The 26,342-nt window shown below is 63.2% G+C and carries 27 protein-coding genes and 1 tRNA gene; 13 read left to right on the plus strand and 15 right to left on the minus strand.

Annotation, left to right across the window (positions count from 1 at the left end):
• Window positions 1–14: 14 nt before the first annotated feature.
• The 5 genes from NKL06_RS22075 to NKL06_RS22095 form a co-directional block, all read right to left on the minus strand.
• Window positions 15–1,139: an amino acid ABC transporter permease gene (locus tag NKL06_RS22075; RefSeq protein WP_031207836.1), complete on the minus strand. Its 1,125-nt coding sequence runs from the start codon at window positions 1,137–1,139 to the stop codon at window positions 15–17.
• An 18-nt stretch (window positions 1,140–1,157) separates the two neighbouring features.
• Window positions 1,158–2,345 carry an amino acid ABC transporter permease gene (locus tag NKL06_RS22080; RefSeq protein ID WP_023691869.1) on the minus strand — a complete coding sequence of 396 codons (1,188 nt, stop codon included), beginning with the start codon at window positions 2,343–2,345 and terminating at the stop codon, window positions 1,158–1,160.
• Window positions 2,346–2,518: 173 nt separating this feature from the next.
• Window positions 2,519–3,532: an amino acid ABC transporter substrate-binding protein gene (locus NKL06_RS22085; RefSeq protein WP_023686475.1), complete on the minus strand. Its 1,014-nt coding sequence runs from the start codon at window positions 3,530–3,532 to the stop codon at window positions 2,519–2,521.
• 152 nt (window positions 3,533–3,684) lie between these two features.
• Window positions 3,685–4,644, minus strand: a complete 960-nt coding sequence (locus NKL06_RS22090) for a LysR family transcriptional regulator (RefSeq protein WP_023691868.1) — start codon at window positions 4,642–4,644, stop codon at window positions 3,685–3,687.
• A 283-nt stretch (window positions 4,645–4,927) separates the two neighbouring features.
• Window positions 4,928–5,017, minus strand: a tRNA-Ser gene (locus tag NKL06_RS22095).
• Between the two features lie 360 nt (window positions 5,018–5,377).
• Here NKL06_RS22095 and NKL06_RS22100 point away from each other — a divergent pair.
• The 4 genes from NKL06_RS22100 (at window position 5,378) to NKL06_RS22115 (ending at window position 8,335) form a co-directional block, all read left to right on the plus strand.
• Window positions 5,378–6,109, plus strand: coding sequence for a DUF2569 domain-containing protein (locus NKL06_RS22100; protein WP_245267088.1), 732 nt, complete (start codon window positions 5,378–5,380; stop codon window positions 6,107–6,109).
• A 111-nt stretch (window positions 6,110–6,220) separates the two neighbouring features.
• Entirely contained in the window at window positions 6,221–6,544 is a 324-nt protein-coding gene (locus NKL06_RS22105; protein WP_023691865.1) for a hypothetical protein, read from the plus strand.
• A gap of 251 nt (window positions 6,545–6,795) precedes the next feature.
• Complete coding sequence (locus NKL06_RS22110) at window positions 6,796–7,785, plus strand: BMP family lipoprotein (protein WP_023683177.1); 990 nt, start codon at window positions 6,796–6,798, stop codon at window positions 7,783–7,785.
• 88 nt (window positions 7,786–7,873) lie between these two features.
• Window positions 7,874–8,335, plus strand: a complete 462-nt coding sequence (locus NKL06_RS22115; RefSeq protein WP_023691864.1) for a GNAT family N-acetyltransferase — start codon at window positions 7,874–7,876, stop codon at window positions 8,333–8,335.
• Here the strand turns inward: NKL06_RS22115 and NKL06_RS22120 are convergent.
• Together NKL06_RS22120 and NKL06_RS22125 are read right to left on the minus strand one after the other, a co-directional pair.
• Window positions 8,330–8,716: a hypothetical protein gene (locus NKL06_RS22120; protein ID WP_023691863.1), complete on the minus strand. Its 387-nt coding sequence runs from the start codon at window positions 8,714–8,716 to the stop codon at window positions 8,330–8,332. The genes NKL06_RS22115 and NKL06_RS22120 overlap by 6 nt on opposite strands.
• Window positions 8,717–8,729: 13 nt before the next feature.
• On the minus strand, window positions 8,730–8,936 hold the full coding sequence (locus NKL06_RS22125) for a SlyX family protein (RefSeq protein WP_196813704.1): 207 nt from the start codon (window positions 8,934–8,936) through the stop codon (window positions 8,730–8,732).
• Between the two features lie 218 nt (window positions 8,937–9,154).
• Here NKL06_RS22125 and NKL06_RS22130 point away from each other — a divergent pair, with 218 nt between their 5' ends.
• From NKL06_RS22130 to deoA, 6 genes are all read left to right on the plus strand, one after another.
• Window positions 9,155–10,687 (plus strand): ABC transporter ATP-binding protein, encoded by a 1,533-nt coding sequence (locus NKL06_RS22130; RefSeq protein WP_023691861.1) that lies wholly within the window; start codon window positions 9,155–9,157, stop codon window positions 10,685–10,687.
• Window positions 10,684–11,823, plus strand: a complete 1,140-nt coding sequence (locus NKL06_RS22135; protein WP_023686470.1) for an ABC transporter permease — start codon at window positions 10,684–10,686, stop codon at window positions 11,821–11,823. Before NKL06_RS22130 ends, NKL06_RS22135 begins: the two co-directional genes overlap by 4 nt.
• A 1-nt stretch (window position 11,824) precedes the next feature.
• Window positions 11,825–12,796 carry an ABC transporter permease gene (locus NKL06_RS22140; RefSeq protein WP_023683182.1) on the plus strand — a complete coding sequence of 324 codons (972 nt, stop codon included), beginning with the start codon at window positions 11,825–11,827 and terminating at the stop codon, window positions 12,794–12,796.
• A 107-nt stretch (window positions 12,797–12,903) separates the two neighbouring features.
• A complete protein-coding gene (cdd, locus tag NKL06_RS22145) occupies window positions 12,904–13,296 on the plus strand; it encodes a cytidine deaminase (RefSeq protein ID WP_023683183.1) in 393 nt (130 codons plus the stop codon).
• Window positions 13,297–13,308: 12 nt separating this feature from the next.
• Window positions 13,309–14,127, plus strand: a complete 819-nt coding sequence (locus NKL06_RS22150) for a purine-nucleoside phosphorylase (protein WP_023691860.1) — start codon at window positions 13,309–13,311, stop codon at window positions 14,125–14,127.
• A complete protein-coding gene (gene deoA / locus NKL06_RS22155) occupies window positions 14,127–15,446 on the plus strand; it encodes a thymidine phosphorylase (RefSeq protein WP_023691859.1) in 1,320 nt (439 codons plus the stop codon). Before NKL06_RS22150 ends, deoA begins: the two co-directional genes overlap by 1 nt.
• A 9-nt stretch (window positions 15,447–15,455) precedes the next feature.
• On the opposite strand, the gene NKL06_RS22160 is transcribed toward deoA, so the two are convergent.
• From NKL06_RS22160 to NKL06_RS22170, 3 genes are all read right to left on the minus strand, one after another.
• Complete coding sequence (locus tag NKL06_RS22160; RefSeq protein WP_023691858.1) at window positions 15,456–16,013, minus strand: TIGR02281 family clan AA aspartic protease; 558 nt, start codon at window positions 16,011–16,013, stop codon at window positions 15,456–15,458.
• Between the two features lie 129 nt (window positions 16,014–16,142).
• Complete coding sequence (gene upp / locus NKL06_RS22165) at window positions 16,143–16,772, minus strand: uracil phosphoribosyltransferase (RefSeq protein WP_023671129.1); 630 nt, start codon at window positions 16,770–16,772, stop codon at window positions 16,143–16,145.
• A 135-nt stretch (window positions 16,773–16,907) separates the two neighbouring features.
• Entirely contained in the window at window positions 16,908–17,879 is a 972-nt protein-coding gene (locus NKL06_RS22170; RefSeq protein ID WP_023691857.1) for an adenosine deaminase, read from the minus strand.
• Window positions 17,880–18,013: 134 nt separating this feature from the next.
• Between NKL06_RS22170 and ubiE the strand changes: the two genes are divergently transcribed.
• The 3 genes from ubiE (at window position 18,014) to coaBC (ending at window position 21,930) form a co-directional block, all read left to right on the plus strand.
• On the plus strand, window positions 18,014–18,790 hold the full coding sequence (gene ubiE, locus NKL06_RS22175; protein ID WP_023691856.1) for a bifunctional demethylmenaquinone methyltransferase/2-methoxy-6-polyprenyl-1,4-benzoquinol methylase UbiE: 777 nt from the start codon (window positions 18,014–18,016) through the stop codon (window positions 18,788–18,790).
• Window positions 18,791–18,821: 31 nt separating this feature from the next.
• Window positions 18,822–20,396 (plus strand): 2-polyprenylphenol 6-hydroxylase, encoded by a 1,575-nt coding sequence (gene ubiB, locus NKL06_RS22180; protein ID WP_023691855.1) that lies wholly within the window; start codon window positions 18,822–18,824, stop codon window positions 20,394–20,396.
• Window positions 20,397–20,463: 67 nt separating this feature from the next.
• Entirely contained in the window at window positions 20,464–21,930 is a 1,467-nt protein-coding gene (coaBC, locus tag NKL06_RS22185; protein WP_023691854.1) for a bifunctional phosphopantothenoylcysteine decarboxylase/phosphopantothenate--cysteine ligase CoaBC, read from the plus strand.
• Between the two features lie 120 nt (window positions 21,931–22,050).
• Here coaBC and NKL06_RS22190 read toward each other — a convergent pair whose 3' ends face one another.
• From NKL06_RS22190 to rpsU, 5 genes are all read right to left on the minus strand, one after another.
• Entirely contained in the window at window positions 22,051–23,487 is a 1,437-nt protein-coding gene (locus NKL06_RS22190) for an MFS transporter (protein WP_023691853.1), read from the minus strand.
• Between the two features lie 193 nt (window positions 23,488–23,680).
• The gene (locus NKL06_RS22195) at window positions 23,681–24,160 is read right to left on the minus strand and encodes a DUF992 domain-containing protein (protein WP_023671135.1); all 480 of its coding nucleotides are present in this window, start codon (window positions 24,158–24,160) and stop codon (window positions 23,681–23,683) included.
• Between the two features lie 89 nt (window positions 24,161–24,249).
• The gene (locus NKL06_RS22200) at window positions 24,250–24,723 is read right to left on the minus strand and encodes a DUF992 domain-containing protein (protein WP_023671136.1); all 474 of its coding nucleotides are present in this window, start codon (window positions 24,721–24,723) and stop codon (window positions 24,250–24,252) included.
• A gap of 259 nt (window positions 24,724–24,982) precedes the next feature.
• Window positions 24,983–25,837, minus strand: a complete 855-nt coding sequence (locus tag NKL06_RS22205; RefSeq protein WP_023686462.1) for a tetratricopeptide repeat protein — start codon at window positions 25,835–25,837, stop codon at window positions 24,983–24,985.
• Window positions 25,838–26,040: 203 nt separating this feature from the next.
• Complete coding sequence (rpsU, locus tag NKL06_RS22210) at window positions 26,041–26,319, minus strand: 30S ribosomal protein S21 (protein ID WP_023671138.1); 279 nt, start codon at window positions 26,317–26,319, stop codon at window positions 26,041–26,043.
• Window positions 26,320–26,342 lie beyond the last annotated feature (23 nt).

Genomic DNA, 26,342 nt, shown 5'->3' on the forward strand with positions numbered 1-26,342 from the left:
ATCATCATCGCCTCCTAGGATTTGTGGCCACGCGCCAATTGGCGCTCCATAGATTGCGAGTAACGCGACATGCCGAAGCAAAAGCTCCAGTAGACCAACCCCGCAAAGAGGTAGCCGGTTGATGAGATCGTCGGGCCTGCCCAGTTCGGATCGACGCGCGCCGTTTCGACGGCCTTCAGGAAATCCGCGATGCCGACGATGGCGACCAGAGTCGTGTCTTTGAACAGACCGATGAAGGTCGAGACGATGCTCGGTATGACGATCGTCAACGCCTGAGGGAGGACGATCAGGCGCATCATGTCGAAGTAGCCGATCCCGAGCGCCTTGGCCGCTTCGTACTGGCCCTTCGGGATCGCCTGAAGGCCGGCTCTCACGACCTCGGCCATATAGGCGGACGAGAACAACGCTATCGCGATGAGCGGGCGCAACAGTCGATCAGGCGTCAGATAATCCGGGACGAAGAGCGGCATCATGAAGTTCGCCATGAACAACACTGTGATAAACGGCACGCCGCGGACGACTTCGATGAACGTGACGCAAACCGTCTTGACGAAAGGGAGTTCCGACCTGCGTCCAAGCGCCAGGATAACCCCGATCGGAAGCGAGAAGACGATACCCACGATCGACATCAGCAACGTGATCAAGAGACCGCCCCAGAGCGTCGTATCGATGACAGGCAAATGAAGCCAGGCAACGCCGCGCACGAGAACGAACGCGGCCACGGGGTAGACGAGGAAGAACAGCAACGCCGCCACTTTGCGCCGCGGAGCCTTCGTCCACAGGAGCCAAACGATGAGGATGGCGCCGATCGCCTGCGCAAGGTCCACCCGCCACCGCTCGGAAACCGGATACGCGCCGTATCGCAGGTAGTCGAACTTCTCGGCGATGAAAGGCCAGCAAGCCCCCTGGCTGTTCGCACGGCAAGCTTCGTGGCCGCCGCTCCAGACCGCATTGAAGATCGCAAAGCTCAGGAAGTGATGCAGCAGCCACGCGGCGAGGAGGACAAAGCATACCGTCAGCGCGCCTGAAGACGGCGTCGAAAACAGGTTCTTTTTCATCCAGCTCACTGGACCCGGTCGAACGTCCGCGGGAGGCGCCATGGCTGGTATGAGCGCGCTGACGTCAACTGGCGAACGCATGGACTGATCGCTCATCCGTCACCTTTCAACGATTGCAAAATGTCGGTTACACGCGTTCATGGCCAATGACGTGGCAAGGGAGATAACGAGATAGACCGACAGGGTAATCGCCATGACCTGGACGGCGGCTCCGGTCTGGTTGAGCACCGTGCCTGCAAAGATCTGAACGAGGTCGGGATAGCCGATGAACACGGCAAGCGACGAGTTCTTGATGAGATTGAGATACTGGCTTGTCAAAGGGGGAATGATGATGCGCAGCGCCTGGGGAACGACGACCAGACGAAGCGTCTTGCCCGGCGCCAGCCCCAGCGCATGCGCAGCCTCGGTCTGGCCCTTTGGCACTGCCTGGATTCCACCTCGCACGATCTCGGCGATGTATGAACCGGTGTAGACCGACAGACCGATCAGGAGAGCGGCAAACTCCGGATAGAGCTGATGCCCGCCTTGAAAATTGAAACCCCGTAGCTGCGGGGCGACGAACGAGACCGGCTCGCCAGCCGCCAGGAACAGGACCAGCGGAAGTCCTATCAAGGTCGCCAGACTGACCAGAAGCACCGGCAGCTGCCTGCCCGTCCGTCTCTGGATGCTCCTGGCGCGAAACCAGAACGCAACGCAGCAGGAAATGGCCGCAACGAATGCCAGGCCCACCAGACCCGCTCCCGGATGCAAATGAATCTCCGGAACGATGAGGCCGCGATTGTTGAGGTAGATGCCGCCGGGAATGGCGATGGACGCCTTCGGCGAGGGCAACGGCTTGAGGACGGCGTTGTACCAGAACAGCAGCTGCAGCAACAACGGAACATTGCGCACAAGCTCGACATAGGCGGTCGCCACCTTCGAAACGATCCAGTTCGGCGACAGGCGGGCAACGCCGATGACGAAGCCAAGCAAGGTCGCGAACAGGATTGCGAGGAGACTGACGTAGAGGGTGTTGGCCACTCCCACCCAGAACGCCTGACCGTAGCTGGACAATGCATCGTACGGTATCAGGGTTTGATTGATGTCGAAGCCGGCAGACTCATTCCAAAAGTCGAATGAGAGCGGAATCCCCCGGACCCGCATATTCGATGCAGTCTGCATGCCGATGCCCAGGGCCAAGGCCAGCAGGCAGCCGGCGAGCAAGAGCTGGTAGAAGATGCCCCGCACCTTCGTATCGTGCAGCGACAACCTCCTGCGCGACGGCGCGGGAAGCGACAAATGGGACATGGGCTGTTCCTATCGGGTCCGTGCAAGGCGCTGACGGTACCACGCCAGCGCCTTGCAACCGTGCTTTGCTTAAAGCGCGTCGCGTTTGAACGGACTCAGGCGACGCGCTTTAGGGTCTTTGTTTTTATGCATGTCGTTGTCTCAAAACCGGGGCCATTTTTGAGCGACATGCGTTAGCGGATCGGCGGAGCGTATTGAACGCCGCCTTGGTTCCAGAGCGCGTTCATGCCGCGCTCCATTTTCAGCGGCGAATCCTTGCCGACATTGCGATCAAACACTTCGCCGTAATTGCCGACCTGCTTGATCACCTCGACCGGCCAGTTATCGCCGAGCCCGATGTCCTTGCCTATGCTGCCGTCCACGCCAAGCAAGCGGCGGATGCTGGGATTGTCCGACGATTTCATGGCATCGACGTTCTTGGAGGTGACCCCGTATTCCTCCGCGGCCACCATGACGTAGAGCGTCCACTTCGCCACATTGAGCCACTGGTCGTCACCCTGCCGCACGGCCGGACCAAGCGGCTCCTTGGAGATCAGCTCGGGAAGAACAATGCTGTCGTCCGGCTTGGCCATGCGAAGCCGCGACGCGTTCAAGGTGGAGGTGTCTGCGGACAAGACGTCGCAACGTCCCTCCTCATAAGCCTTCACTACAGCTTCCTCGTCCGCGAAACCAACCGTCGTGTACTTGATCGACTGCGAGCGAAAATAGTCGGCAAGGTTCAACTCGGTCGTGGTGCCCTGGGTGACGCATATCGATGCGCCGTCAAGTCCCTTGGCTGACGTGATATTGTCCGCCTTGCGCACCATGAACCCCTGGCCGTCATAGAAATACGTGCCGGCAAACAGTATGCCTAGCGACGTATCGCGGGACGATGTCCAGGTTGCGTTGTGGGCGAGAATGTCGATCTCTCCCGACTGCAAGGCGGTGAAGCGATCCTTTGGCGTCAATGGGATGAACTTGACCTTTTGCGCATCCCCGAGCACGGCAGCGGCCACGGCGCGACAATAATCGACGACAAATCCGGTCCATTTGCCTTCATTGTCGGGAAGGCTGAAGCCAGCCGTGGCCGAATTTGTGCCACAGGTCAGCACGCCATTTTTCTTGACATTGTCGAGGGTTGCGGACCACGCCGAGGAGGCGGTGCACGCGATGGCGAGGGCAAGAAGGCCCTTGAACGTTGATCTCATTTCGGCATTCCCCTGTTATTGTTGAAGGGAATGTGCTCTCCAGCCCAAGTATTCGTCAAATCGATTGTTCTCATGGTGAAAATGAGCGCTGCTCATAGTTGCGAAGCACTCGCAGCTGAAAAGCGGTTGAGTGGTGAAGCAGCGCGCGCGACCTATTTTACGGCCGACCCCGGTGCTCCGACGGTGCCTTGGTGTCTCTTGCTCCGCGATTCGTTGTAGATTCCCACGATGATTTCCCGGAGCCACCTGGTTCCCGGGTCATTCGCCATCTGGCGATGAACAATAAGCCAGGCATTCACATTCGATATCGGAAGGGGTGGCGGGACCAACGTCACCTCACTCCTCTCATCCAGCATTTGCAGGATGGCATCACCGCAATGGGTAATCAGTTCAGTGCCGCGAAGCGCCCAGGGCAGCACCGGATAGTTCGAGATGGTCGCAACGACATTGCGGCGAAGACCCATCTGTTTGAGGGCGGCATCCGCGAGGCCTTCCGCCAGGCCATCTGCGGAAATCTGGAGGTGAGAACTGGCCAGATAGGTTTCCAGCGTCATCGCGCTTCTGGCGATCTTGCTTCCACTCCACACCGCGCAAAACAATCGGTCCTGGCCAAGCTCCACCTTCAAGAGACCTGGGTCGTCGCGTATCGCTGCTCCCGTCAGCGCGCAGTCAACTTGTCTCAGATAGACCGATGACCCGATTTCGGGTCCGTTTGCGGGAATGACGTTCAGCGTCGCGCCAGGAGCTTGCCTGGAAAATTCTCGAATGAGGCCCGGGATGAAAACCATGGCATGATAATCTGTAAGTCCAACGCGAAAGTTGCGTCGCGTCGTTGCTGGATTGAAGATCTGATGCCGGTCGATCGATGCGCGGATCGTTGCGAGTGCGGCGGAAATATTCGACAGCAGCTCAACTGCCCGGGGAGTTGGCCGCATCTCGCCGCCATCTCTGGTGAACAGTTCATCCTGCAATAGATACCGAAGCTTCGACAGGGAGTGGCTTACAGCGGATTGTGTTCTGCCTAATTCGGTAGCCGCCCGCGTGACGCTCCTTTCCCGCATCATCACGTCAAAGACCCGCAATAGATTGAGGTCGATATCGTTATAATTCATGGAATTACCTCATCTGCGACCTGAGATCGCACCAGGCGGCACTACCGCGTTGGTTGCGACGGTGACAGATGGGGCACGAAGAGTGAAGACAGAGGTCCGGCTACGCCTTTGAAACTCTGGCGGTTGAACAGGTGACGGCGACCGCCGGATCGCTCCGCGGCATTTCTGCGCCTGGCTTGGCGAGCAAGCCGGCAATCCGCCATGAACCCAGGGCGAGCATGTGAAGTAAAGTCAGCCGCACCCGCTGGGATGGGAAATCGCAGCGGTTTCAATGGCTTGATAGTGGCGGAGAGAGCGGGATTCGAACCCGCGTTACGGTCTCCCGTAAACACACTTTCCAGGCGTGCGCCTTCAACCACTCGGCCACCTCTCCGTCCTTGCATTCGCGCCGGCCGGTTTTGCCACGCGGGTTGGGGAGATGCATCCCTTTGGGATTTGCGGGAAGACCCGCTTGATGGACATCGCCAACCAGCGGATGCCCTTCCCGGCGCCCGTCATTCAAACAGGCGCGGGGCTCATCTAGTCGATCCGGCGCCGAATGCCAAGCCATAACGGCAGTCTATTCGCTTTGCCGGCCACGCATCGTTTCGTGGGGCCGCCAACGCCTCCGCTTCAAAGGTGCTTTCGGCTCTGAATGGTGTGCACGGGCGAGGCGGCAGAGCCGGGCGCGCTTGACTTCGGCCCGGGCCCCCTGTCGAGTGAGGCGGAGGCTTTGCGGGGGCAACGTCCAGACATGACATCGAGCAATGAACAGCCGGCCAGCGGAACGCCGGCCGCAGGCGTGCCAGGCAGCGGGCTGCCGCTGCCTGGGCGTTCGGACCTGTCCTTCATCCCGGTGGGCTGGCTTGTCGTCGTCATGGCATGGTCGGCCTACGGGCTGGTCTCGGCCCGGTGGCTGGTCGGCAGCTCCGGCCTGCCGGATACAGTCTTCTACCTGCTGCTGGGCGGGCTCGCCGCCAACATCATCACCATCCTGTGCGGGCTTTACCTGCTCGGCCTCGCCTTCGGCCGCTCGGAGCACTTTCCGCGCCAATTCATCATCTGGCAGATCGCCATCATCGTCTTTCTGTTGGCGCGGCAAGCCTATACCCTGGCCGTGCCCGATTTCGTCTTCTCCGCCAGGGGCCTGACCATCACCGGCGCCGAAATCGGTATCGGCCTGTTCTGCATTTACCTGCTGCGCCGCCATGCCGGACCCGCAGCCGTCTATACCGAGCGGCAAGCGCAAACACCGCAGGTCTTCGCCTCGGTTGTCGCCGCGCTGGTCGGCATCCTCCTCGGCGCCGTCGTCGGCGCCGTGGCCGGCTTCGCGCTCGGGGCAGGGATCGCCGAAGTCACCGACATCAGCTGTTTCGAAGGCGGCTGCGGTTATTTCGCGGTGTTCATCGGCCTTGTCGGGCTGGTGGTCGGCGCCATCGTCGGCGGTATCCTCGGCGTCTGGCTCGTTCATCGGCGCAAGCGATAGACTTCAAATTCGCGTAAGCCGATTGCGCGCCGGGCGTACGCATTCTATTCCTCGCCTGTGACCGGAAGGTCCTCGGGAGGAGCTTGAGGACCAGGCCGGGGGAAAGATCTGATGTTGCGTTTTTTGTTTCGCCTCGCGGCCATGGTCGCACTCTCGGTCGCCGTCATCATGGCGGTACTCGACGCGACGCGCTCGGTGGCGGCTTCCGCATTGGTCATGACGCCGCTGAATTCGAGCTGGCTGGCGGTTTCGCCCGACACCCGCGCGGCCTTCGAGACCTTCGTGCGCGCCAAGGTCAATCCGATGATATGGGATGGCGGCATCGCCTGGGTGCTTGCCCAGCCGGGGTTTGCCGTGTTCGCGGTGCTTGCCTTCATCCTCTATGCGATCGGCTACCGGCGCCGGCGGCGCGGCGGAGAATTCGCGCCGGGCTGATGGGTTGTCCCGGCGGACTTGCGACGACAATGCGGCAATCGTCCGCGGCAGTCATTGCCCAAGCCTGCTTTTCCAAGGGGAGGCATGCTTTTCCAAAAGGTCAAAATTCCGCGTGAATTTTGTTTCGGGCCGTGCCAGATTGCCCTGAGCGGGAGGGGAGTACACTCCTGGCTGATGCCGCATGTCTGCCGGAGAACCGGGCAGGCGGGCGGCGCGTAACGGAAAAAAATAACCGACAGGGTGTGGATCACATGAAACGTATCGTTCTCGGCCTCCTGGCCGCAACCGCAATGGTTCTTCCGGCTTTCGCCGCGGATGTCCAGCCGGCCATCCTCTACGATCTCGGCGGCAAGTTCGACAAATCCTTCAACGAGGCTGCCTATCACGGCGCCGAAAAGTTCAAGACCGAGACCGGCACCGCCTATGTCGAGTTCGAAGTGTCCAATGCCTCGCAGCGCGAGCAGGCGCTGCGCCGCTTCGCCGAAGACGGCCGCAACCCGATCGTCATGGCCGGCTTTGCCTGGGAGGATGCGCTGAAGGTGGTCGCGAAGGAATATCCCGATCTCAACTTCGCCATCATCGACGATGCCGTCGATATGCCCAATGTCCGCTCGCTTGTCTTCAAGGAAAACGAAGGCTCCTATCTCGTCGGCATCCTGGCGGCGATGGCCTCGAAGTCCAAGAAGGTGTCCTTCATCGGCGGCATGGACATTCCGCTGATCCGCAAGTTCGAATGCGGCTATGTCGGCGGCGCCAAGGCGGCCGGTGCGACCGATGTCATCCAGAACATGACCGGTGACACGCCCGCGGCGTGGAACGATCCGGCCAAGGGCGGCGAGATCGCCAAGACACAGATCGACCAGGGCTCCGACGTGGTCTATGCCGCGGCCGGCGGTACCGGCGTCGGCGTGCTGCAGGCGGCGGCGGATGCCGGCAAGCTCGGCATCGGCGTCGATTCCAACCAGAACGGCCTGCAGCCCGGCAAGGTGCTGACCTCAATGCTGAAGCGCGTCGACGTGGCCGTCTACACCGCCTTCATGGACGGCAAGAACGGCACCTTCAAAGGCGGCCTGCAAAATCTCGGCCTCAAGGAAGGCGGTGTCGACTACGCCATGGACGACAACAACAAGGCGCTGGTCACCGACGAGATGAAGGCTGCCGTCGAAAAGGCCAAGGCCGACATCATCGCCGGCACGATCCAGGTGCACGACTACACCGCCGACAACGCCTGCCCGTATTGATCTGTATCCATTAGAGTTGAAACCGCCGGGCGAGAGTCCGGCGGTTTTGTTTTTGGGTTTGACGGGGGCCGCAACTTGAGAGGCGAGAGTGAAGCCGACCATCGGACCGATGACCGAACGCGATGTTGATGCAGTGGCGCGACTGCGCATCGCCGCCTTTTTCGAGGGCAGCGCAAGAACGTTGAATGAGGACGTCGCCGGGCTTCGCGAGTTGCTCAATGGAGATGGCTTCGAGGCGGCGCTTGTGGCGCGGATAGGGGACGTCCCGGTCGGGACCTGCCTGCTGGTTCGCCACGAACTTGAACCCGCGCATGAGCTGACGCCTTGGCTGGCGGGATTGGTCGTCGATAGCGACCACCGCGGCAAAGGGATCGGCCGCGCGCTGGTTGCAGCCATCGAAGCGCATGCAACCGCGATCGGTGTGGAGAGGACCTACCTCTATACCTGGGTGGCGCGAGACTTCTATGCCGGGCTCGGTTGGGCAGTGGTCGAGTCGTTTGAGCAGGACGGCTACCCGATGCTGCTGATGTCGCGCGAACTCGGCCTATAGCTGTCCGACGAGATAACCCAGCGCAAACACCACCATCAGCGCAATGGCGATAGCGAAGCCGCGTCGGCCACCGAGCGAATGCACGCCGACGCCATAGGGCTTCCGCTCCAGCCTGCCGATCACCGGCTTCGCTTCGCCCTGGCCGACCACACGCATCTGCGGCAGTTCGGCGATGCGTTGCGAAATCAGCCGCCAGCGATCGCTGCCGCCCGATGGCGGACCACGGTCGAAGACATGCATGCGCTCGGCCAGCCGCATCACCGTGTCGCGGAAGGCGGGATCGATCTCCAGGTCGCGCTCGGCACGTTCGCGGTCGCGGTCGTTCATCAGGCCAAGCACATAATCGCCCGCCCGCGCAACGCGATCGCTTTCACCGGCCATCGGCTTCTCCTTGCTACCAGTGCGGCGGTTTGGTTATCGGCACGTCGGGTGCCGATTGTTCCTCCAGCGCCATGAAGCGCCCGGTCAGCGCATCCAGCTTGCGCTGCATGCGCTCGATGACCGTCCACTGTTCGGCGATCTGGCCCGACAGTTCCTCGATCGTCTTTTCCTGCTCGGCGGCGCGGATTTCCAGCGTCGTCAGCCGGTCGACAGGCATGATCATTCGAAACTCCCCAGGTCCTGGTGCTCGCAGTTGCAGCATGATGCGACTGTCGAGCCTTGCATATTAGTGAATGTGAAGGTCTGCGGCCACGTTCGAAATTGACAAGCGCACCGGGATTTGTCGAGAGTGGCCACTGCGCCGCCAATTGGCACGGGTGGGGCATCATGCTAGGCGTTTTGACCAAGCGATAAAAAAATAAGAGTGGGACAGGCTGCATGGCGCAAGCCGCAATCGAACTGATCGGCATCAACAAGAGTTTTGGCGCCGTTCGCGCCAATCGCGACATCAATCTGGAGATCGCACGCGGCACCATCCACGGCATCGTCGGCGAGAACGGCGCCGGCAAGTCGACGCTGATGTCGATCCTCTACGGCTTCTACCAGGCCGACAGCGGCGAGATCCGCGTCGGCGGCAAGCCGGCGTCGATCAAGACTTCCAACGACGCCATCGCGCTCGGCATCGGCATGGTGCACCAGCACTTCATGCTGGTCGACAATTTCACCGTGCTGGAAAACATCATCCTCGGCGCCGAAAGCGATGCGCTGTTGAAAAAGAGCATCGCCAAGGCGCGCTCCGAACTGGAGCGGCTCGAGCGCGAATACGGGCTGGAAGTCGATCCCGATGCCATCATCGAGGAATTGCCGGTCGGCCTGCAGCAGCGTGTCGAAATCCTGAAGGCGCTTTATCGCGGCGCCGAAATCCTGATTCTCGACGAGCCGACGGGCGTGTTGACGCCGGCCGAGGCCGACCATCTGTTCCGCATCCTCAGGCAATTAAAGGACCAGGGGAAAACGGTGGTGCTGATCACCCACAAGCTGCGCGAGATCATGGCCATCACCGACAATGTCTCGGTCATGCGCCAGGGCACGATGGTGGCGACGCGCGAGACCAGCAAGACGACAGTCGGCGAACTGGCCGAACTGATGGTCGGGCGGCGCGTGCTGCTGCGGGTCGAAAAGGGCGAGACGGAGGCCGGCGCGGTCAAGCTCGCGGTCAAGAACCTGACGGTTAAAGACCAGCGCGGCGTCACCATGGTCGACGACATCTCCTTCGATATCCGCGCCGGCGAGATCGTCGGCATTGCCGGTGTCGCCGGCAACGGCCAGTCCGAACTGCTCGAGGCGATTTCCGGCATCAGGCGCGCGGTTTCCGGCTCGGTGATGCTCGATGGCAAGCCGATCGACCTGACCGGGGCCGCCGATCCCGGCGAGTTGCGCGACCGTGGGCTCGCCCATGTGCCGGAGGACCGCCATCATGTCGGCCTGGTGCTGGCCTTCGAGGAGAACGAGAATTCGATCCTCGGCTACCATGACGACCCGCGCTACCTCAAAGGGCCGTTCCTCAACATCGACGCCATCATGACCGATGCCAAGGACAAGATCGAGAAATACGACATCCGTCCCGGCAATCCGCGTCTGAAGACGGCGAATTTCTCCGGCGGCAACCAGCAGAAGATCGTGCTGGCGCGAGAAATGGAGCAGGATCCCGGTGTTCTGATCGTCGGCCAGCCGACGCGCGGCGTCGATGTCGGCGCCATAGAATTCATCCACAAGCGGCTGATTGCCATGCGCGACCAGGGCAAGGCGGTGCTGGTGGTGTCGGTCGAGCTCGACGAGATCCGTTCGCTGTCGGACCGCATCCTGGTAATGTTTGCCGGGCGCATCGTCGGCGAACGTGGCCCCGAGGCGACCGAAGGCGAGCTTGGCCTGCTGATGGCAGGCGTCGACCGCCAGGAGGCGGCAGAGTGAGCACGCCTTACGCCAAGCTGCCGGCCTGGGCCGATTATGGGCTGATCCCGCTGATCAATCTGTCAGTGGCTTTCATCGTTGCCGGTTTCGTCGTCATGCTGGTCGGCGAAAACCCGTTTCGTGCCGCCGTCATCCTGGTCGAGGGCGCTTTCGGCAAGGGAACCGGCATTGCCTTCACGCTGTTCTATGCCACCACCTTCATCTTCACCGGCCTGTCGGTGGCGGTGGCCGCGCATTGCGGCCTGTTCAACATCGGGACCGAGGGCCAGGCCTATATTGCCGGCCTTGGCGTGGGCGTGGTCTGCCTCGCCTTCGACACTGTGCTGCCGTGGTGGCTGACCTTTCCGCTGGCGATCGTCGCCGGAGCCGCCGTCGGTGCGCTGTGGGCGCTGATCCCGGCCTATCTGCAGGCCAAGCGCGGGTCGCACATCGTCATCACCACCATCATGTTCAACTTCATCGCGGCCTCGATCATGGTCTACCTCCTGGTCGGGCCGTTGAAGCCGGCGGCGTCGCAGGCGCCGCAGACGCGCAACTTCCTCGCCGGCGCCGAACTGCCCAAACTCAACTGGATCATCGAACTGTTCGGCGCCAAGATCCGCTCGGCGCCGTTCAACATCTGCTTCCTGCTGGCGCTGCTCATGGCATTCCTGGTCTGGCTGCTGATCTGGCGCACCAAGCTCGGCTACGAGATGCGCACCTATGGCCACAGCCCGAAAGCGGCGCGCTATGCCGGCATTTCGGAGACCCGCATCATCATCATCGCGATGATGATTTCGGGCGCGCTGGCCGGCATGATGACACTCAACCCGGTGATGGGCGACCAGCACAATGTGGCGATCGATTTCGTCTCCGGCGCCGGCTTCGTCGGCATTGCCGTGGCGCTGATGGGCCGTCTGCATCCGGTCGGCATCGTGCTGGCGGCGATCCTGTTCGGCATGCTCTACCAGGGTGGCGCCGAACTCGCCTTCGAAATGCCGGCGATTTCCCGCGACATGATCGTCATCATCCAAGGCCTGGTCATCCTGTTTGCCGGTGCGCTGGAGCACATGTTCCGGCCCTACGTCCAGGCGCTGTTCGCCTCGTTCAGTCCAAGGTCGGTCGGCATCGAAGCGGTCAAAGGGAAGGGCGCCTGAGATGGACGTCTTCATCGCCATCGTGCAGATCCTGGACTCGACCATACGCCTGTCGGTGCCGTTGCTGCTCGCTTGCCTTGCCGGCCTCTATTCGGAACGCGCAGGCGTTTTCGACATCGGGCTGGAAGGCAAGATGCTGGTCGGCGCCTTTGCAGGTGCGGCCGCCGCTTCGGTCTTCCATTCGGCCTTCCTCGGTCTCGGCATGGCGATCGTGATGTCGGTCGCCTTTGCCTTGGTGCACGGCTTCGCCTCGATCACCCATCGCGGCAACCAGATCGTCTCCGGTGTGGCCATCAACTTCGTCGCCGCCGGCTCGACAATCATTCTGGGCCAGGCCTGGTTCCAGCAGGGCGGGCGCACGCCGGCGCTGCAGCCGGGCGAGCGTTTCGAGGCCATCACTCTGCCTGGTGCTGCCGCGATCCACGACGTGCCGATCATAGGGCCGATCTATTCCGAGCTGCTCTCTGGCCATTCGATCCTGGTCTATCTCGCTTTCGCCATGGTGCCGTTCACCTGGTGGGTGTTGTTTCGCACCCGCTTCGGCCTGCGCCTACGCGCCGTCGGCGAGAACCCGGCCGCCGTCGACACCGCCGGCATCTCGGTCGCTTGGCTGCGCTACCGGGCCCTGATCTGCACCGGTGTGCTGACCGGCATTGCCGGCGCCTACCTCTCGATGGTGCAGAATGGCGGCTTCGTGAAGGACATGACCGCGGGCAAGGGGTACATCGCACTGGCGGCGCTGATCTTTGCCAAATGGCGACCGGTCAACGCTATGTTCGCCTGTCTTCTGTTCGGCTTCCTCGACGCGGCGGCGATCCGCCTGCAGGGTTCGCCGCTGCCGTTGATCGGCAAGGTGCCGGTGCAGTTCATGCAGGCGCTGCCCTATGTGCTGACCGTGATCCTGCTTGCCGGCTTCATCGGCAAGGCGATCCCGCCGCGCGCCGGCGGCGTGCCTTATGTCAAGGAACGTTGATCCGGGCGCCCAGGAGCACTGAGTCGAGCATGCGGCTGGTGCTCGAAAGGCGCCACGAAAACGCAAAGCGCCGGGTTTTGACCACGATCGTCGGAGAGAACACCTGAATGTCGCATGATCTGTTCGAAGCCGCGCAGGAGGCCATGGCCAAGGCCTACGCGCCCTATTCGAAGTTTCCGGTGGGTGCGGCGTTGCGCACCGAGGACGGCCGTGTCTTCACCGGCGCCAACATCGAGGTCGCGTCCTATCCGGAAGGCTGGTGCGCCGAGACCACGGCGCTCGGCCATTACATCATGGGCGGCGGCGGCAAGATCGTCGAGATCGCCGTCATTGCCTCGCGCATGGCCAAATGCTCGCCCTGTGGCGGCTGTCGGCAAAGGCTGGCGGAGTTCTGCCGGCCGGACACGAAGCTCTATCTTTGCGACAACACCGGCGTGGTCGAGACCGTGACCATGGGCGACATGCTGCCCTACGGGTTTCGTGGCGACATTTTGAAGTGAGAGTTGGCTGATATGAAGGAAGCTCTGGACCACCTCGTTGAAAGGCTGGACGGGTTGGCGCCGACAACGGCGATGGTGCTGGGGTCGGGCCTTGGCGGGCTTGTCGACCAGGTCGAAAATGCCGTGCGCATCTCTTATGCCGACCTGCCGGGTTTCCCCCGCAGCGGGGTGACTGGCCATGCCGGCGAGGTGGTCGCGGGGCTTTTCGCCGGCACGCCGGTGCTGATGCTGTCCGGCCGCGCCCATTATTACGAGCACGGCGTTGCTGCGGCGATGCGGCCGGCGCTGGAGGTGCTTGCCGGCATCGGCATCACCAAGCTGATCCTTACCAATGCCGCCGGCTCGGTCGATCCCGACATGCTGCCTGGATCGGTGATGCTGATCACCGATCACATCAATTTCTCCGGCTCCAACCCGCTGATCGGCGAGCCAAGCGACCGCCGCTTCGTCGGCCTGACCGAAGCCTATGATGCCGGCTTGCGCGCGGCGATCGAACGGGCGGCGAAGGCGACAGGGACGGCGCTGCACAAGGGCGTCTATATGTGGTTTTCCGGTCCGTGTTTCGAAACCCCTGCTGAAATCCGCATGGCCCGCGTCATGGGCGCCAATGCGGTAGGGATGTCGACCGTGCCGGAGGTCATTCTCGCCCGCTTCCTTGGGCTTCGCGTAGCCGCCTGTTCGGTGATCACCAATCTCGCCGCCGGGATGACCGGGGCGGAACTGTCGCACCAGGAGACCAAGGACATGGCGCCGATCGGCGGCGCACGGCTGGCGACGATCCTTGCGCATGTGTTCCAGGATGGGTTGCCGGAGCTGAAGGGCGACGCCTGATGCTTCCCCAGGAAATCATCCGCCGCAAGCGCGATGGCCAGAAACTGTCGGCGCAGGAGATTTCGGCCTTTGTCGCCGGCGTAACTTCGGGCAGCGTCTCGGACGGTCAGGTCGGCGCCTTTGCCATGGCGGTGTTCTTCAACGGCATGAACCGCGACGAGGCGGTGGCGCTGACGCTCGCCATGCGCGATTCCGGCGATGTGCTCGACTGGTCGGACCTGCCGGGTCCGGTCACCGACAAACATTCGACCGGCGGCGTTGGCGACAATGTCTCGCTGATGCTGGCGCCGATCGTCGCCGCTTGCGGCGCCTATGTGCCGATGATATCCGGCAGGGGCCTTGGCCATACCGGCGGCACGCTGGACAAGATGGATGCCATCCCGGGCTATACCAGCCAGCCGGATATCGCGCGCTTCCGCAAGACGGTGCTCGAGACCGGCTGCGCCATCATCGGCCAGACCGCCGATCTCGCGCCGGCCGACCGTCGGCTCTATGCGATCCGCGATGTGACCGGAACGGTGGAATCGGTGCCGCTGATCACTGCCTCTATCCTGTCGAAGAAACTCGCGGCCGGCCTGCAGTCGCTGGTGCTCGACGTCAAGGTCGGCAATGGCGCCTTCATGGAGAAGTCGCGCGACGCGACAGCACTGGCCAACAGCCTGGTCGAGATCGCCAACGGCGCCGGCCTGAAGGCCTCGGCGCTGGTCACCGGCATGAACGAGCCGCTGGCGTCGGCGGCCGGCAACGCGGTCGAGGTGCGCAACGCCGTCGATTTCCTCACCGGGAGGCTCCGCGACAAGCGACTGGAGGATGTGACGCTGGCGCTGGCCGCCGAGATGCTGCAATCGGCAGGGCTGGCGTCGTCCAATCAGGACGGTCTCAGGCGCGCGGCCGAGACGCTGGCCGGCGGCCGCGCGGCAGCCGCCTTCGCGCGTATGGTGACAGCGCTTGGCGGTCCCGCCGATTTCGTCGAGAAGCCGGAAAAATACCTGCCGAAAGCGGCGGTGGAGTTTGCGGTCAAGGCGACAGGCAACGGTTTTGCCACCGGTATTGCCACCCGCGATATCGGCCTTGCTGTGGTCGGGCTCGGTGGCGGGCGCACGCGGCCGGACGACAGGATCGACCATGCGGTCGGCATCACCAGGCTACTGCCGCTCGGCGCCGAGGTGCGGGCCGGCGAGCCGCTGGCGCTGGTCCACGCCCGCACGCAAGTGGAGGCCGAAGCGGCCGCAGCCGCCGTGCTTTCGGCCTATACGATCGGGGCGTCGAAACCAGCCGCCGACAAGACTGTCATCCGGCGCGTGCTGCCGCGCGGGTAGCGGAAGGCGCTACTGCACCAGCAACAGTGTGCCGTTTTCGACCTGGTATTTTGCCAGCCGCTGCAAAAAGCTCATGCCGATCAGGTTGGTGCGCAGCGCCTTGTCGTCGAGGACCACGGCCTGGATGTTGTCGACGCTGATCTTGCCGATCTGCAGGCGGTCGATGTTGACCACAGCGGCCCTGATCGCGCCATTGGCGGTGTTGACCTGATGGCTGAAATCCGACGGGTTGAGCGAGATGCCGATGCGGCGCGCCGTCGAGGTGTTGATGGCGACCAACGTGGCGCCGGTGTCGATCATGCCGTCGATCTGGCGGCCGTTGAGCTTGAAGGCGGAGGTGAAATGGCCGCGCTCGTCGGCCGCCACCAGGACCTTGCGACCTGTGGGCAGCGGTGCGGCCGGCTTGTCGGGAACCGAGGCGAGGCTCAGCTCGGGCTGCGGTTGCGGCTTGCCGGCGACGGTCGACTTCAACAGGTTGTCGAGAATCTGCGGGTTCGACTGATAGACGATCGGGATCGATGCCGATGTTCCGGCGAACACGCCCAGAATGAGAAGCTTGCGCAGCATGAACGGACCTTCGTGAAGGCCCATTCTCGTGCGCACATGGTGTTTGCCGCTTTAACGCCAACCCGAAACCGCGGCTTTGCGTAAACGGGCGGTAAACGACTGGATGTCAGCTGGCCTTGCCAGCCGCCGTCATTTGGTTCCGTACATGCGGTCGCCGGCATCGCCGAGGCCGGGCATGATGTAGCCCTTCTCGTTGAGCTGGCGGTCGATGGAAGCGGTAAAGACCGGGACATCCGGATGCGCCTTGGTGAAGCGCTCGATGCCTTCTGGCGCCGCCAGCAGGCAAAGGAAGCGGATGTTGGTGGCGCCGCGCTCCTTCAGCTTGTCGATGGCCGCGATGGCCGAGTTCGCGGTCGCCAGCATCGGATCGACGACGATCACCAGCCGGTCGGCGAGATCGCTCGGCGCCTTGAAGAAATATTCCACCGCCTCCAGCGTTTCGTGATCGCGGTAGAGGCCGACATGCGCGACGCGGGCCGCCGGGACCAAGTCGAGCAGGCCTTCGAGCAGGCCATTGCCGGCGCGCAGCACCGAGGCGAAGACCAGCTTCTTGCCCTCCAGCGTCGGCGCTTCCATGGTTTCCATCGGCGTTTCGATGGTCGTCGTCGTCAGTTCGAGGTTGCGGGTGACCTCGTAGCCGAGCAGCAGCGAGATCTCGCGCAGCAGCCGCCGGAAACCGGCGGTCGACGTCTCCTTCTTGCGCATGATGGTGAGCTTGTGCTGGACAAGCGGGTGGTCGACGACGGTGACGCCCTGCATGGGTTGCTCCAGTGAATAGTGAATAGTGAATAGTGAATAGTGAGCAGGTTTGCGAGTCCCGATGGATCGATCATTGCGGTTGACAGGCCGAAGAGCCGGCAAACCATTCACCATTCACCATTCACCATTCACCATTCACCTCTTCGCATCGAGCCGGGCAAGCAGCGCGCTTTTCGTCTTCCTGTCGACGAAAGCCGCCTCGATCGCGGTCCGGGTGATGGCGGCCAGCGCCTTTTCGTTCATGGCGAAGTGCTCGGCGGCGATGTCGTATTCGCGCTTCAGCGAAGTCCAGAAATAGGGCGGGTCGTCAGAATTCAGCGTCACCTTGCAGCCGGCTGCCTGCAGCGCAGGGAAAGGGTGATCGGCGAAACTGTCGTAGACCTTGAGCGCGATGTTGGAGCCGGGGCAGCATTCCAGCACGATGCCCTCATCGGCGATGCGCCGCACCAGATCGGGGTTTTCGATGGCGCGCACGCCATGGCCGATGCGCGACGGGCGGATATGGTCGAGTGCGGCCTGCACCGTCTCCCATCCGGTCAGCTCGCCGGCATGGATGGTGATGCCGAGGCCGGCTTCGCGGGCGATCTCGAAGGCCCTGACATAATCCTCCATCTCGCCCATGCGCTCGTCGCCGGCGACGCCGAAGCCGGTGACCAGCGGATTTCCGCAGCGCGCCGCAAAGCGCGCCGCCTGCTCGATCGATTCGACGCCGACATGGCGTACGCCGGTGACGATCATGCGGCCCTCGATGCCGGTCTTGGCTTTGGCGCGCAGCATGCCTTCGCCGAGCGCATCGGTATAGGCCTTGGGCGACAGGCCGGCCCTGACGGCATGGTCGGGCGAGGTGAAGACCTCGGAATAGATGGCGCCGTCGCGGGCAAGGCTGGTCAGATAATGGTCGGCGAGGCGGGCATAATCCTCCTCGGTGCGGAACAGGTCGGCGGAAAAATCATAAGCCGCCAGGAACGAGGTGAAATCATGCCAGACGAAGGAGCCGTTCTGGATATAGGGCGAGGTGTCCTTGCCGTATTTCTGCGCCTGACGGATGACGAGTTCGGGCGCCGCTGCCCCCTCGATGTGGCAGTGCAGTTCTGCTTTCAAAGGCATGCAGTTATCCCGTCTCATCAGTCCAGGCCGTAAAGCCCACCACCTGGAAGCGCGGCCGAACACCGCGCCTTAAACAATAGCGCCCGCACCATCGATCGGCTATGGTCCCGCCGGTTTTATGACGGATCAAAATAATGTCAGTTGAGAGAACCACGGCCGCGGGCGGCATGGAAACCTCCTATGGTTTCAAGAAGGTAGGGCCAGGCGACAAGCAGCCTCTGGTCAATGAGGTTTTCCACAAGGTGGCGAACCGCTACGACCTGATGAACGACCTGATGTCGGCCGGGCTGCACCGGCTGTGGAAGGATGCCATGGTGACATGGCTCAATCCGCCGAAACGTCCGGGCTGGAAAGTGCTTGACGTGGCGGGCGGCACCGGCGACATCGCCTTCCGCATTGTAGACGCCAGCCATGGCAACACGCATGCCACGGTGCTCGACATCAACGGCTCGATGCTTAGCGTCGGCCGTGACCGCGCGGAGAAAAAGGGCCTGTCCGGCAACACCGATTTCGTCGAGGCCAATGCCGAGGAACTGCCTTTCACCGATAGCACCTTTGACGCCTACACCATCGCATTCGGCATCCGCAACGTGCCGCGCATCGATGTCGCGCTGACGGAAGCCTTTCGCGTGCTGAAGCCCGGCGGACGGTTCCTGTGCCTGGAGTTTTCCGAGGTCGAGATGCCGCTGCTGGACAAGGTCTACGAAGCCTGGTCGTTCAACGCCATTCCGCAGATCGGCAAGATGGTGACGGGCGAGGGCGAACCCTATTCCTACCTGGTCGAATCGATCCGCAAATTTCCCAATCAGCAGAACTTTGCTGCCATGATCACCCGCGCGGGCTTCGAGCGCGTGTCGTTCCGCAACTATTCCGGCGGCATCGCAGCGCTTCATTCGGGCTGGAAGCTTTGAGGCCGGACAGTTTGCAGCAGCAGGGTAGACGATGAGCAGCGTCGGCGCCGCCTTTCGGCTCGCACGGGCCGGCTGGGTGTTGGTCCGCGAGGGCGTGATCGCAGCACTGCCGGGCGACGAACTCAGCGGCCTGCCGAAATTCGGCTGGCGCATGGCGCGGCTGTTTACCCGCCGCCGCGCGCTCGCTTATGAGCGCAGCGACCGGCTGGCCAAGGCGGTGGTCCGGCTCGGACCCTCCTACGTCAAGCTCGGCCAGTTCCTGGCGACGCGGCCTGATGTCGTCGGCAACGACATGGCGCTCGACCTCGCCATGCTGCAGGACAAGATGCACACTTTTTCGCAGGCGGAAGCGGTGGCGGCGATCGAGGGCTCGCTCGGGCGCAAGATCGGCGAACTCTATACGCAGTTCGGCGGGCCGGTCGCGGCGGCCTCCATCGCCCAGGTTCATCCCGCGCAAGCCGTGCATGACGGTGTCGATATCAAGGTGGCGGTGAAGGTGATCCGGCCTGGCGTGCGGCGCCGCTTCTTCCAGGATCTCGAAAGCTATTTCCTCGCCGCCCGGCTGCAGGAGAAATACATTCCGTCGTCGCGCCGACTGCGGCCGGTCGAGGTGACCGAGACGCTGGCGCAAACCACCAAGATCGAGATGGATCTGAGGCTCGAGGCGGCAGCGCTTTCGGAACTTGGCGAAAACACCAAGGACGATCCGGGCTTTCGCGTGCCGTCGGTCGACTGGGAGCGCACCGGGCGCGATGTGCTGACCATGGAATGGGTCGACGGCGTCAAGATGAACGACATCGCCGGCCTCGCGGCGGCGGGGCACGATCTGAAGGCGATCGCCACCAACCTGATCCAGTCGTTCCTGCGTCACACGCTGCGCGACGGCTTCTTCCATGCCGACATGCATCCAGGCAATCTGTTCGTCGAGGCCAATGGCAATATCGTCGCCGTCGATCTCGGCATTGCCGGACGGCTCGGCAAGAAGGAGCGCCGGTTCCTCGCCGAAATCCTCTACGGCTTTATCACGCGCGACTATCTGCGCGTCGCCGAGGTGCATTTCGAGGCCGGCTACGTGCCACGTCAGCACAATGTCGCGGCTTTCGCGCAGGCGATCCGCGCCATCGGCGAGCCGATCCATGGCCAGCCGGCCGAGACCATCTCGATGGCGAAGCTTCTGACGCTGCTGTTCGAGGTCACCGAACTGTTCGATATGGCCACGCGATCGGAACTGATCCTGTTGCAGAAGACCATGGTGGTGGTCGAAGGGGTCGCGCGCACCCTCGACCCGGCCTTCAACATGTGGAAGACGGCCGAGCCGGTGGTCGGCCATTGGATCGCCGGCAACCTCGGGCCGAGCGGGCTGCTGATGGACGCGCGCGACGGCGCCAAGGCGCTGCTGGCGCTCGCCCGCCAGGCGCCGGACCTTGCCGCCCGCACCGAGCGGCTGTCACGCGAGATCGATTTTATGGCGGAGCACGGCCTCCGCTTCAACGAAGCGACATCGCGCGCCATCGGTAAGGCCGAAGCGCGCTACACCCGCTCGGGCCGGCTGGCGCTATGGGTGATCGCGCTGACGCTGGTGTATATCGCGTGGAAGCTGCTCTGATCGCTTGCAACGCTAGCAACCGTGGTGCTAGCGTTGCAGTCGCGCTATTGATGTCGCGGAGCAAGTCATGGGCACCATTACTGTCCGCAATCTAGCTGACGACGTGAAGCAGAAATTGCGTGAGCGCGCTGCGGCGCGCGGGGTGTCGATGGAGGAAGAGGCGCGTGATGCGCTTGCCAAAAGCGTGCTGTCGGCGGAAGCCGGCATGCCCGAGAGCGAAACCCTCTATGCAACAATCCGCCGCTTGGTTGAGCCTCATGGAGGTTTTGACATCGATCTGCCCCAGCGTGGTCAATCCACAAAAACGCACAAAACCCTCGACGGCAGGCGCATCCTGCTGATCATCGGCGGCGGCATCGCCGCCTACAAGGCGCTGGACCTGATCCGCCGGCTGCGCGAGCGCGGTGCGGCGGTGCGCGTCGTGATGACATCGGCGGCGCAGGAGTTCGTCACCACGCTTTCGGTCGGCGCGCTTTCGGCCGACCATGTTTTCAGCGAATTGTTCCACCTCAATGACGAGCACGATGTCGGCCATATCCGCTTGTCGCGCGAGGCCGACCTTCTGGTGGTGGCGCCGGCCACCGCCGATCTGATGGCCAAGCTCGCCAACGGCCACGCCAACGATCTGGCCTCGACGGTGCTGCTCGCCACTGACAAGAAGGTGCTGATGGCGCCGGCGATGAATCCGAAAATGTGGTCGCATGCCGCGACGCGCCGCAACCGGGCGACGCTCGCCAAGGATGGCATCGCCTTCGTCGGCCCGGCCAGGGGCGAGATGGCCGAGAGCAACGAGGCGGGCGAGGGCCGCATGGCCGAGCCGCTGGAGATCGTGGCAGTGATCGAGGCACTGCTCGACAGCAGGCCGAAGCCGCTGGCCGGCCGCAGGATCATCGTCACCTCGGGGCCGACGCATGAGCCGATCGACCCGGTGCGCTACATCGCCAACCGCTCTTCGGGCAAGCAGGGCCATGCGATTGCGGCAGCGCTGGCGAGACTGGGCGCGGATGTACGCCTGGTCTCCGGTCCGGTCAGCATTGCCGATCCGGCCGGCGTTGTGACGACACATGTCGAGACCGCGGCCGAGATGAAGGCGGCCGTCGAACAGTTGTTGCCGGCGGACGCCGCGGTCTTCGTAGCTGCCGTCGCCGACTGGCGCACCGCTGGCACGGCCGGCGAGAAGATCAAGAAGGTGGCGGGCCAGGGCCCACCGGCGCTGCAAATGGTCGAAAACCCCGACATTCTCGCCAGTGTTGGTCATCACGGGCAACGGCCGGGGCTGGTTGTCGGCTTCGCCGCCGAGACGCAGGACCTGATTGCGAATGCCGAGGCCAAGCTGAAGAAGAAGGGCGCCGATTTCATTGTCGCCAACGATGTCTCGCATGAAAGCGGCGTCGGCCCCACCGGCGTCATGGGCGGCGACCGCAACAAGGTGCGCATCGTCTCGAAGGACGGTGTCGAGGAATGGCCTGAGATGGGCAAGGGCGAGGTGGCGGCGCGGCTCGCCGCGCTCATCGCCGAGCGTTTGCAAGCCTGAGCGGCCGCCGGTTCCGCAATCGGGCAGGCCATGGTCTTGCAAGCAGCCTTGTGGCCGAGGGCATTTGACGCCGACAGCGCCGGCGGAATGCTGTCGCCAAATTCTCGATCGGCCGTGCCCTCAGCCTGGCGCCAGTTGCGGCCGGCGTGCCTCCAAAGCCATCTTCAACGCCGCCAGGCAACCGACAATGCCGAGCGGCACGAAGGCCAGGTACAGCCAGCCGGCGACGTGCGCTGCTGCCTCGCGGTTCAGTCCGTCCGAAAAGCCGCTGGCATTGGCGATGATGCCGGCCATGGCGGCGCCCACGGCGTAGCCGATGCGCTGCATGGTCGGCACGGCGGCCGAGGCGATCGTCTGCTCGCCGCCGCGGGCCGAGGCGACGATGATGCGGGTCAGGAAGGGCCATGACACGCCGAAGCCACCGCCTTGCAACAAAGCGCAGAGCAGGATCAGCGGGATCGAGCCGGCGGGGATGGCATAGGCGAAACCCGCGAGGCCGGCTGCAATCATCAGCGCGCCGATGACGAGGATCTGCCGTTCGCGCTGCAGCGGCGCATTGGCGACGGCGATCGACAGGATCGACCAGGCGATCGATTCGGCGGCGATGATGTAGCCTGTGGTCAGGATCGGGATGCCGTGCAGCGTGGTAAGCAGAAGCGGCCCGTAGATGGAAAAAGAGACTGTCGCCACCGAGAAGGCGGCAACCATGCTCATGCCGCTGCCGACCGGCGAGCGCCATGAGAACAGGCCCGACGGGAACAGTCGCGATTGCGGCTTCATGGCGTCGACGAAAACGAACAGCGCCAGGCCGGCGAGGCCGAGGGCCAGCAGCAGCGACGAGCGCAGCAAGGCGACGTCGACGCCTGCGGTGGCGATCAGCACGACGGCGATGGCGAGGCAGCCAAGTGCTGCATAGGGGAAGGGCGGCGATGTGCCGGCGGCCGCCTGCGGCTTCGCCGCTTCCGGCGTGTTCAGGACGATGAAGCTTGCCGATGCCATGGCAATGCCACCCAGCACGAAGACGCCGAAGGCCCAGCGCCAGGACAGGAGCTCGACCATGATCGCGCCGAGCATCGGGCCGCTGAATGCGGCGACGCCCCAGATCGCCGACATTATGCCGAACAGCTGTGGCCAGATGCTGCGGTTAAACAGCCGCTCGACCGAGACGAAGGCCAGCGACACCAGCGCACCGCCGCCGAGACCCTCGACCAGACGGCCGCCAAGAAACACCGGCATGGACGGCGCGGTGGCGCAGATCAGTGCGCCCACGGCATAGAGCAGGGCGGCGACCGTGACGTTGGAGCGTAGAGCGACATAGCTGACCAGCCGCCCGGCCGCTGCGCCGGCGACAATGGCGCCGAGCTCGTAGACGGCCAGCGACCAGCCGACGAACTGCACACCGGCGAGGTCCCCGACCATGGCCGGCATGACCGTCGCCACCATCGTCTCGTTGGTGGCGTGCAGCAGGATGCCGAGGCTGATGAAGCAGAAGCGCGCGAGGTCGCCGCTTGCCCACAATGCCCGCCAGTCGACCTTGTTGCTGGTGATTCCAGTCATTCTTTTACCCTGCCTTTGCATATCTCGATGCCGGCGCATGGCGCCAGAAGCCAGTCAGGCTTTCCGGCGGGGCCATGCGCGCTGTTTCAGTCAGGCGAGTTGTAAAACCTCAAGCGCAGTTGAGCTCAAGTGGCTTTTTATCGAAGTGCAAACGGTCGAGATTGGCCGGAAGCCTCTCCGCTTGATGCGCCGGTCAGTTCTCAATGCTGCGCAGCTGAAACTGGCTGACGCCGATCGCAATGTTGATACCGGTCTGCGTCTGCAGGCTGAGCGGCTGCAGGGTGAAGGCCTGCGAGGAGCCGCCGACCAGGAGATTGGCGCCGGCGCCGACCGCCGCGGTCACTTCGGCGCTGGCGCCGATATAGTCGCCGGCCAACGCGCCGGGCGCATAGATGTTCCTCAGCGGCGTCAGCACCAGCCATTGCATGACGGTCTGCTTGGTGGTGCCGATGTCGAGCCCGTATTTGTTGACGGCGCCGAAATAGGCTTCCGGCGAAAAGCTCTTGTCGGCCGGCGTGAAGGTGCAGCTCAGATCCTTGCTGGAGCCGAAGATGAAGCCGGTGCCGCCGCCGATGGCGCAATCGAGCACACCGAGTTCGATACCCTGGCCTTGCGCTTGGGCCTGGGCGGTACAGATGATGGTGATAGCGGCGGCGATGGCTGGTTTCAGCACGGCGGATCCCCCAAAAAGCATGCGGCGCGAAACAGTAACCTGTTCCGCGCCGCGCGTAGAGGGATCAGTCGATCCTTATTTGCCCATGCTTATTTGAACGAGTGGATCAGCTCCAGGGAGGTCACGGCGACCGCTACATTGACGCCGGTCTGCGCCTGGACGCTGAGCGGCTCCAGCACAAAGGCGCCGTCCAGCCCGCCGACCAGCAGATTGGCGCCGCCGCCGGTCACCACGCTCGCCTCGGCGTTGACGCCGTAATAATGGCCGGCAAGGTCGCCCTCGTCATGGCCGCGGGTGGCGGCCAGAACCGCCCACACCAGCTGGCCCTGATGCGTCTGGCCGAGATCGACGCCGAGCTTGGAGATCATCCCCGTGTATTTCTCGGACGGCCCATGGTGATAAGGGCGGAACGTGCAGTCGACGCCCTTGTTCGACGTGATGACGTAACCGACGCCGCCGTCGATGGTGCAATCGAGCGTGCCGAGCTGAAGCTTGCCGGCGCTGGCGGGAACGGCAAGCAGCGTCGTGGCAAGTGCCGCGGCACAGATGATTTTCTTGATCATGGGTCAGTCCTTTCGAAAATGCCTTCAACAACGGTTGAATGGCCCGGAGCGTTCCGCTGAAAACTTGGCGCGATCAAGGCAGGGGTTAACGCTTTGCCCCTGGTGGTTAAGATTGGGTGATAGTGGGGTTTTCTGGATACGCAATCTCAAGGGGAAGCGCTCTGCGCTTTCCCTTGGGAGAAACCGCTCACGCGGCGCACTGCATCAGGAATAGAACGTTGTTATAAAAGGCCGCCGATGGCGGCGCGCCGGCTGCATCTCAGCCGGCGGTGGCGCCCGATGTGCGCGACAGGCCGTCCTTGGCCGGCTGGTAGGTCGGGTCGAGATGGACGGCTTCGCGGTAGGCCTTCGAGGCCTTGACCTTGTCGCCGCGGCGCTCGTAGATCAGCGCCTGGTTGGACCAGGCTTCGGCGTTCTTGCCGTCGAGCTTGATGGCCATGTTGAAGTCGGAGAAGGCGTTGTCCTCGTCATTCATGGCGAGATAGGAGAGGCCGCGGCCGTTATAGGGTTCGGCCGCGTCCGGCGCCAGGGAGATGGCGGTCGAGAAATCCTCGATGGCAAACTTGTGCTGGCCCTGGCTTTGATAGATCAGGCCGCGATTGTGATAGGCGCGGGCATCCGTGGTGTCGAGCTGGATCGCCTTCTGGAAATCGTTGAAGGCCTGCTGGGTCTGGCCGGCCTTGCGATAGAGGTTGCCGCGGCCGATATAGGCGGCGTCATAATTTGCATTGATCTGGATCGAGCGGTTGTAGTCGGCAAGGGCGGCCGCCTGGTTGCCGAGGAAGCGCTGGATCAGTGCCCGGTTCGAATAGGCCTGGTAGAAATTCGGGTTGAGCTGGATGGCGGTGTCGAAATCCTTCAGCGCCGCCTGGTACTGGCCGCCACGGCCATAGGCCGAGCCGCGCACATTGTAGCCTTCCGGATCCTGCGGATTGCGCTGGATCACCGCCGACAGCGAGGAGATGTTCTCGCTTGAGCCTTGCGCCTTGTCGATGTTGTTGAATTCGCCGGTCGGAACGCTCTGGCAACCGGCAAGCACCAGGCCGGACATCAGGGCTGCCGCCAGGGCCAAACCGCGCATTGTGGTTTTGCGCTCTACGCCGATTGCGTTCATGTCTGCCCTGTCCTCACTTCAGCCGCGCCGTCCAGGTCCCCCTCCGGGCCGGGTCACAGATTGTCGTAACAAAATCTAGAACGCCGTTTGCGCGTTCAAGGGAACGGCCTCCAACAGAATGGCGGCGCTCCAAACAAAAAGGTGGCGGCGATTCCGCATCGCGCCACCTCAGAGTATCCTTCGAAAAGGACGAAAAATTGGCGTCAGAACCGCGGCGGACGCGGAGCACCACCAGGACCACCGGCGGCGCCGGCAGCAACCGGGCGCGGCGTCATCGGCAGCAGGCCTTCGCGCTGGGCGCGCTTGCGGGCCAGCTTGCGGGCGCGGCGAACGGCTTCGGCCTTTTCACGGGCGCGCTTCTCGGAAGGCTTCTCGTAATGGCCGCGCATCTTCATTTCGCGGAAAATGCCTTCGCGCTGCATCTTCTTTTTGAGAGCGCGAAGCGCCTGATCAACGTTATTGTCGCGGACGAGTACCTGCACGGGCAATCCTGTCTTTCGGGTTT

The sequence above is a fragment of the Mesorhizobium sp. C268A genome, assembly GCF_040324475.1.
Lineage (GTDB): Bacteria > Pseudomonadota > Alphaproteobacteria > Rhizobiales > Rhizobiaceae > Mesorhizobium.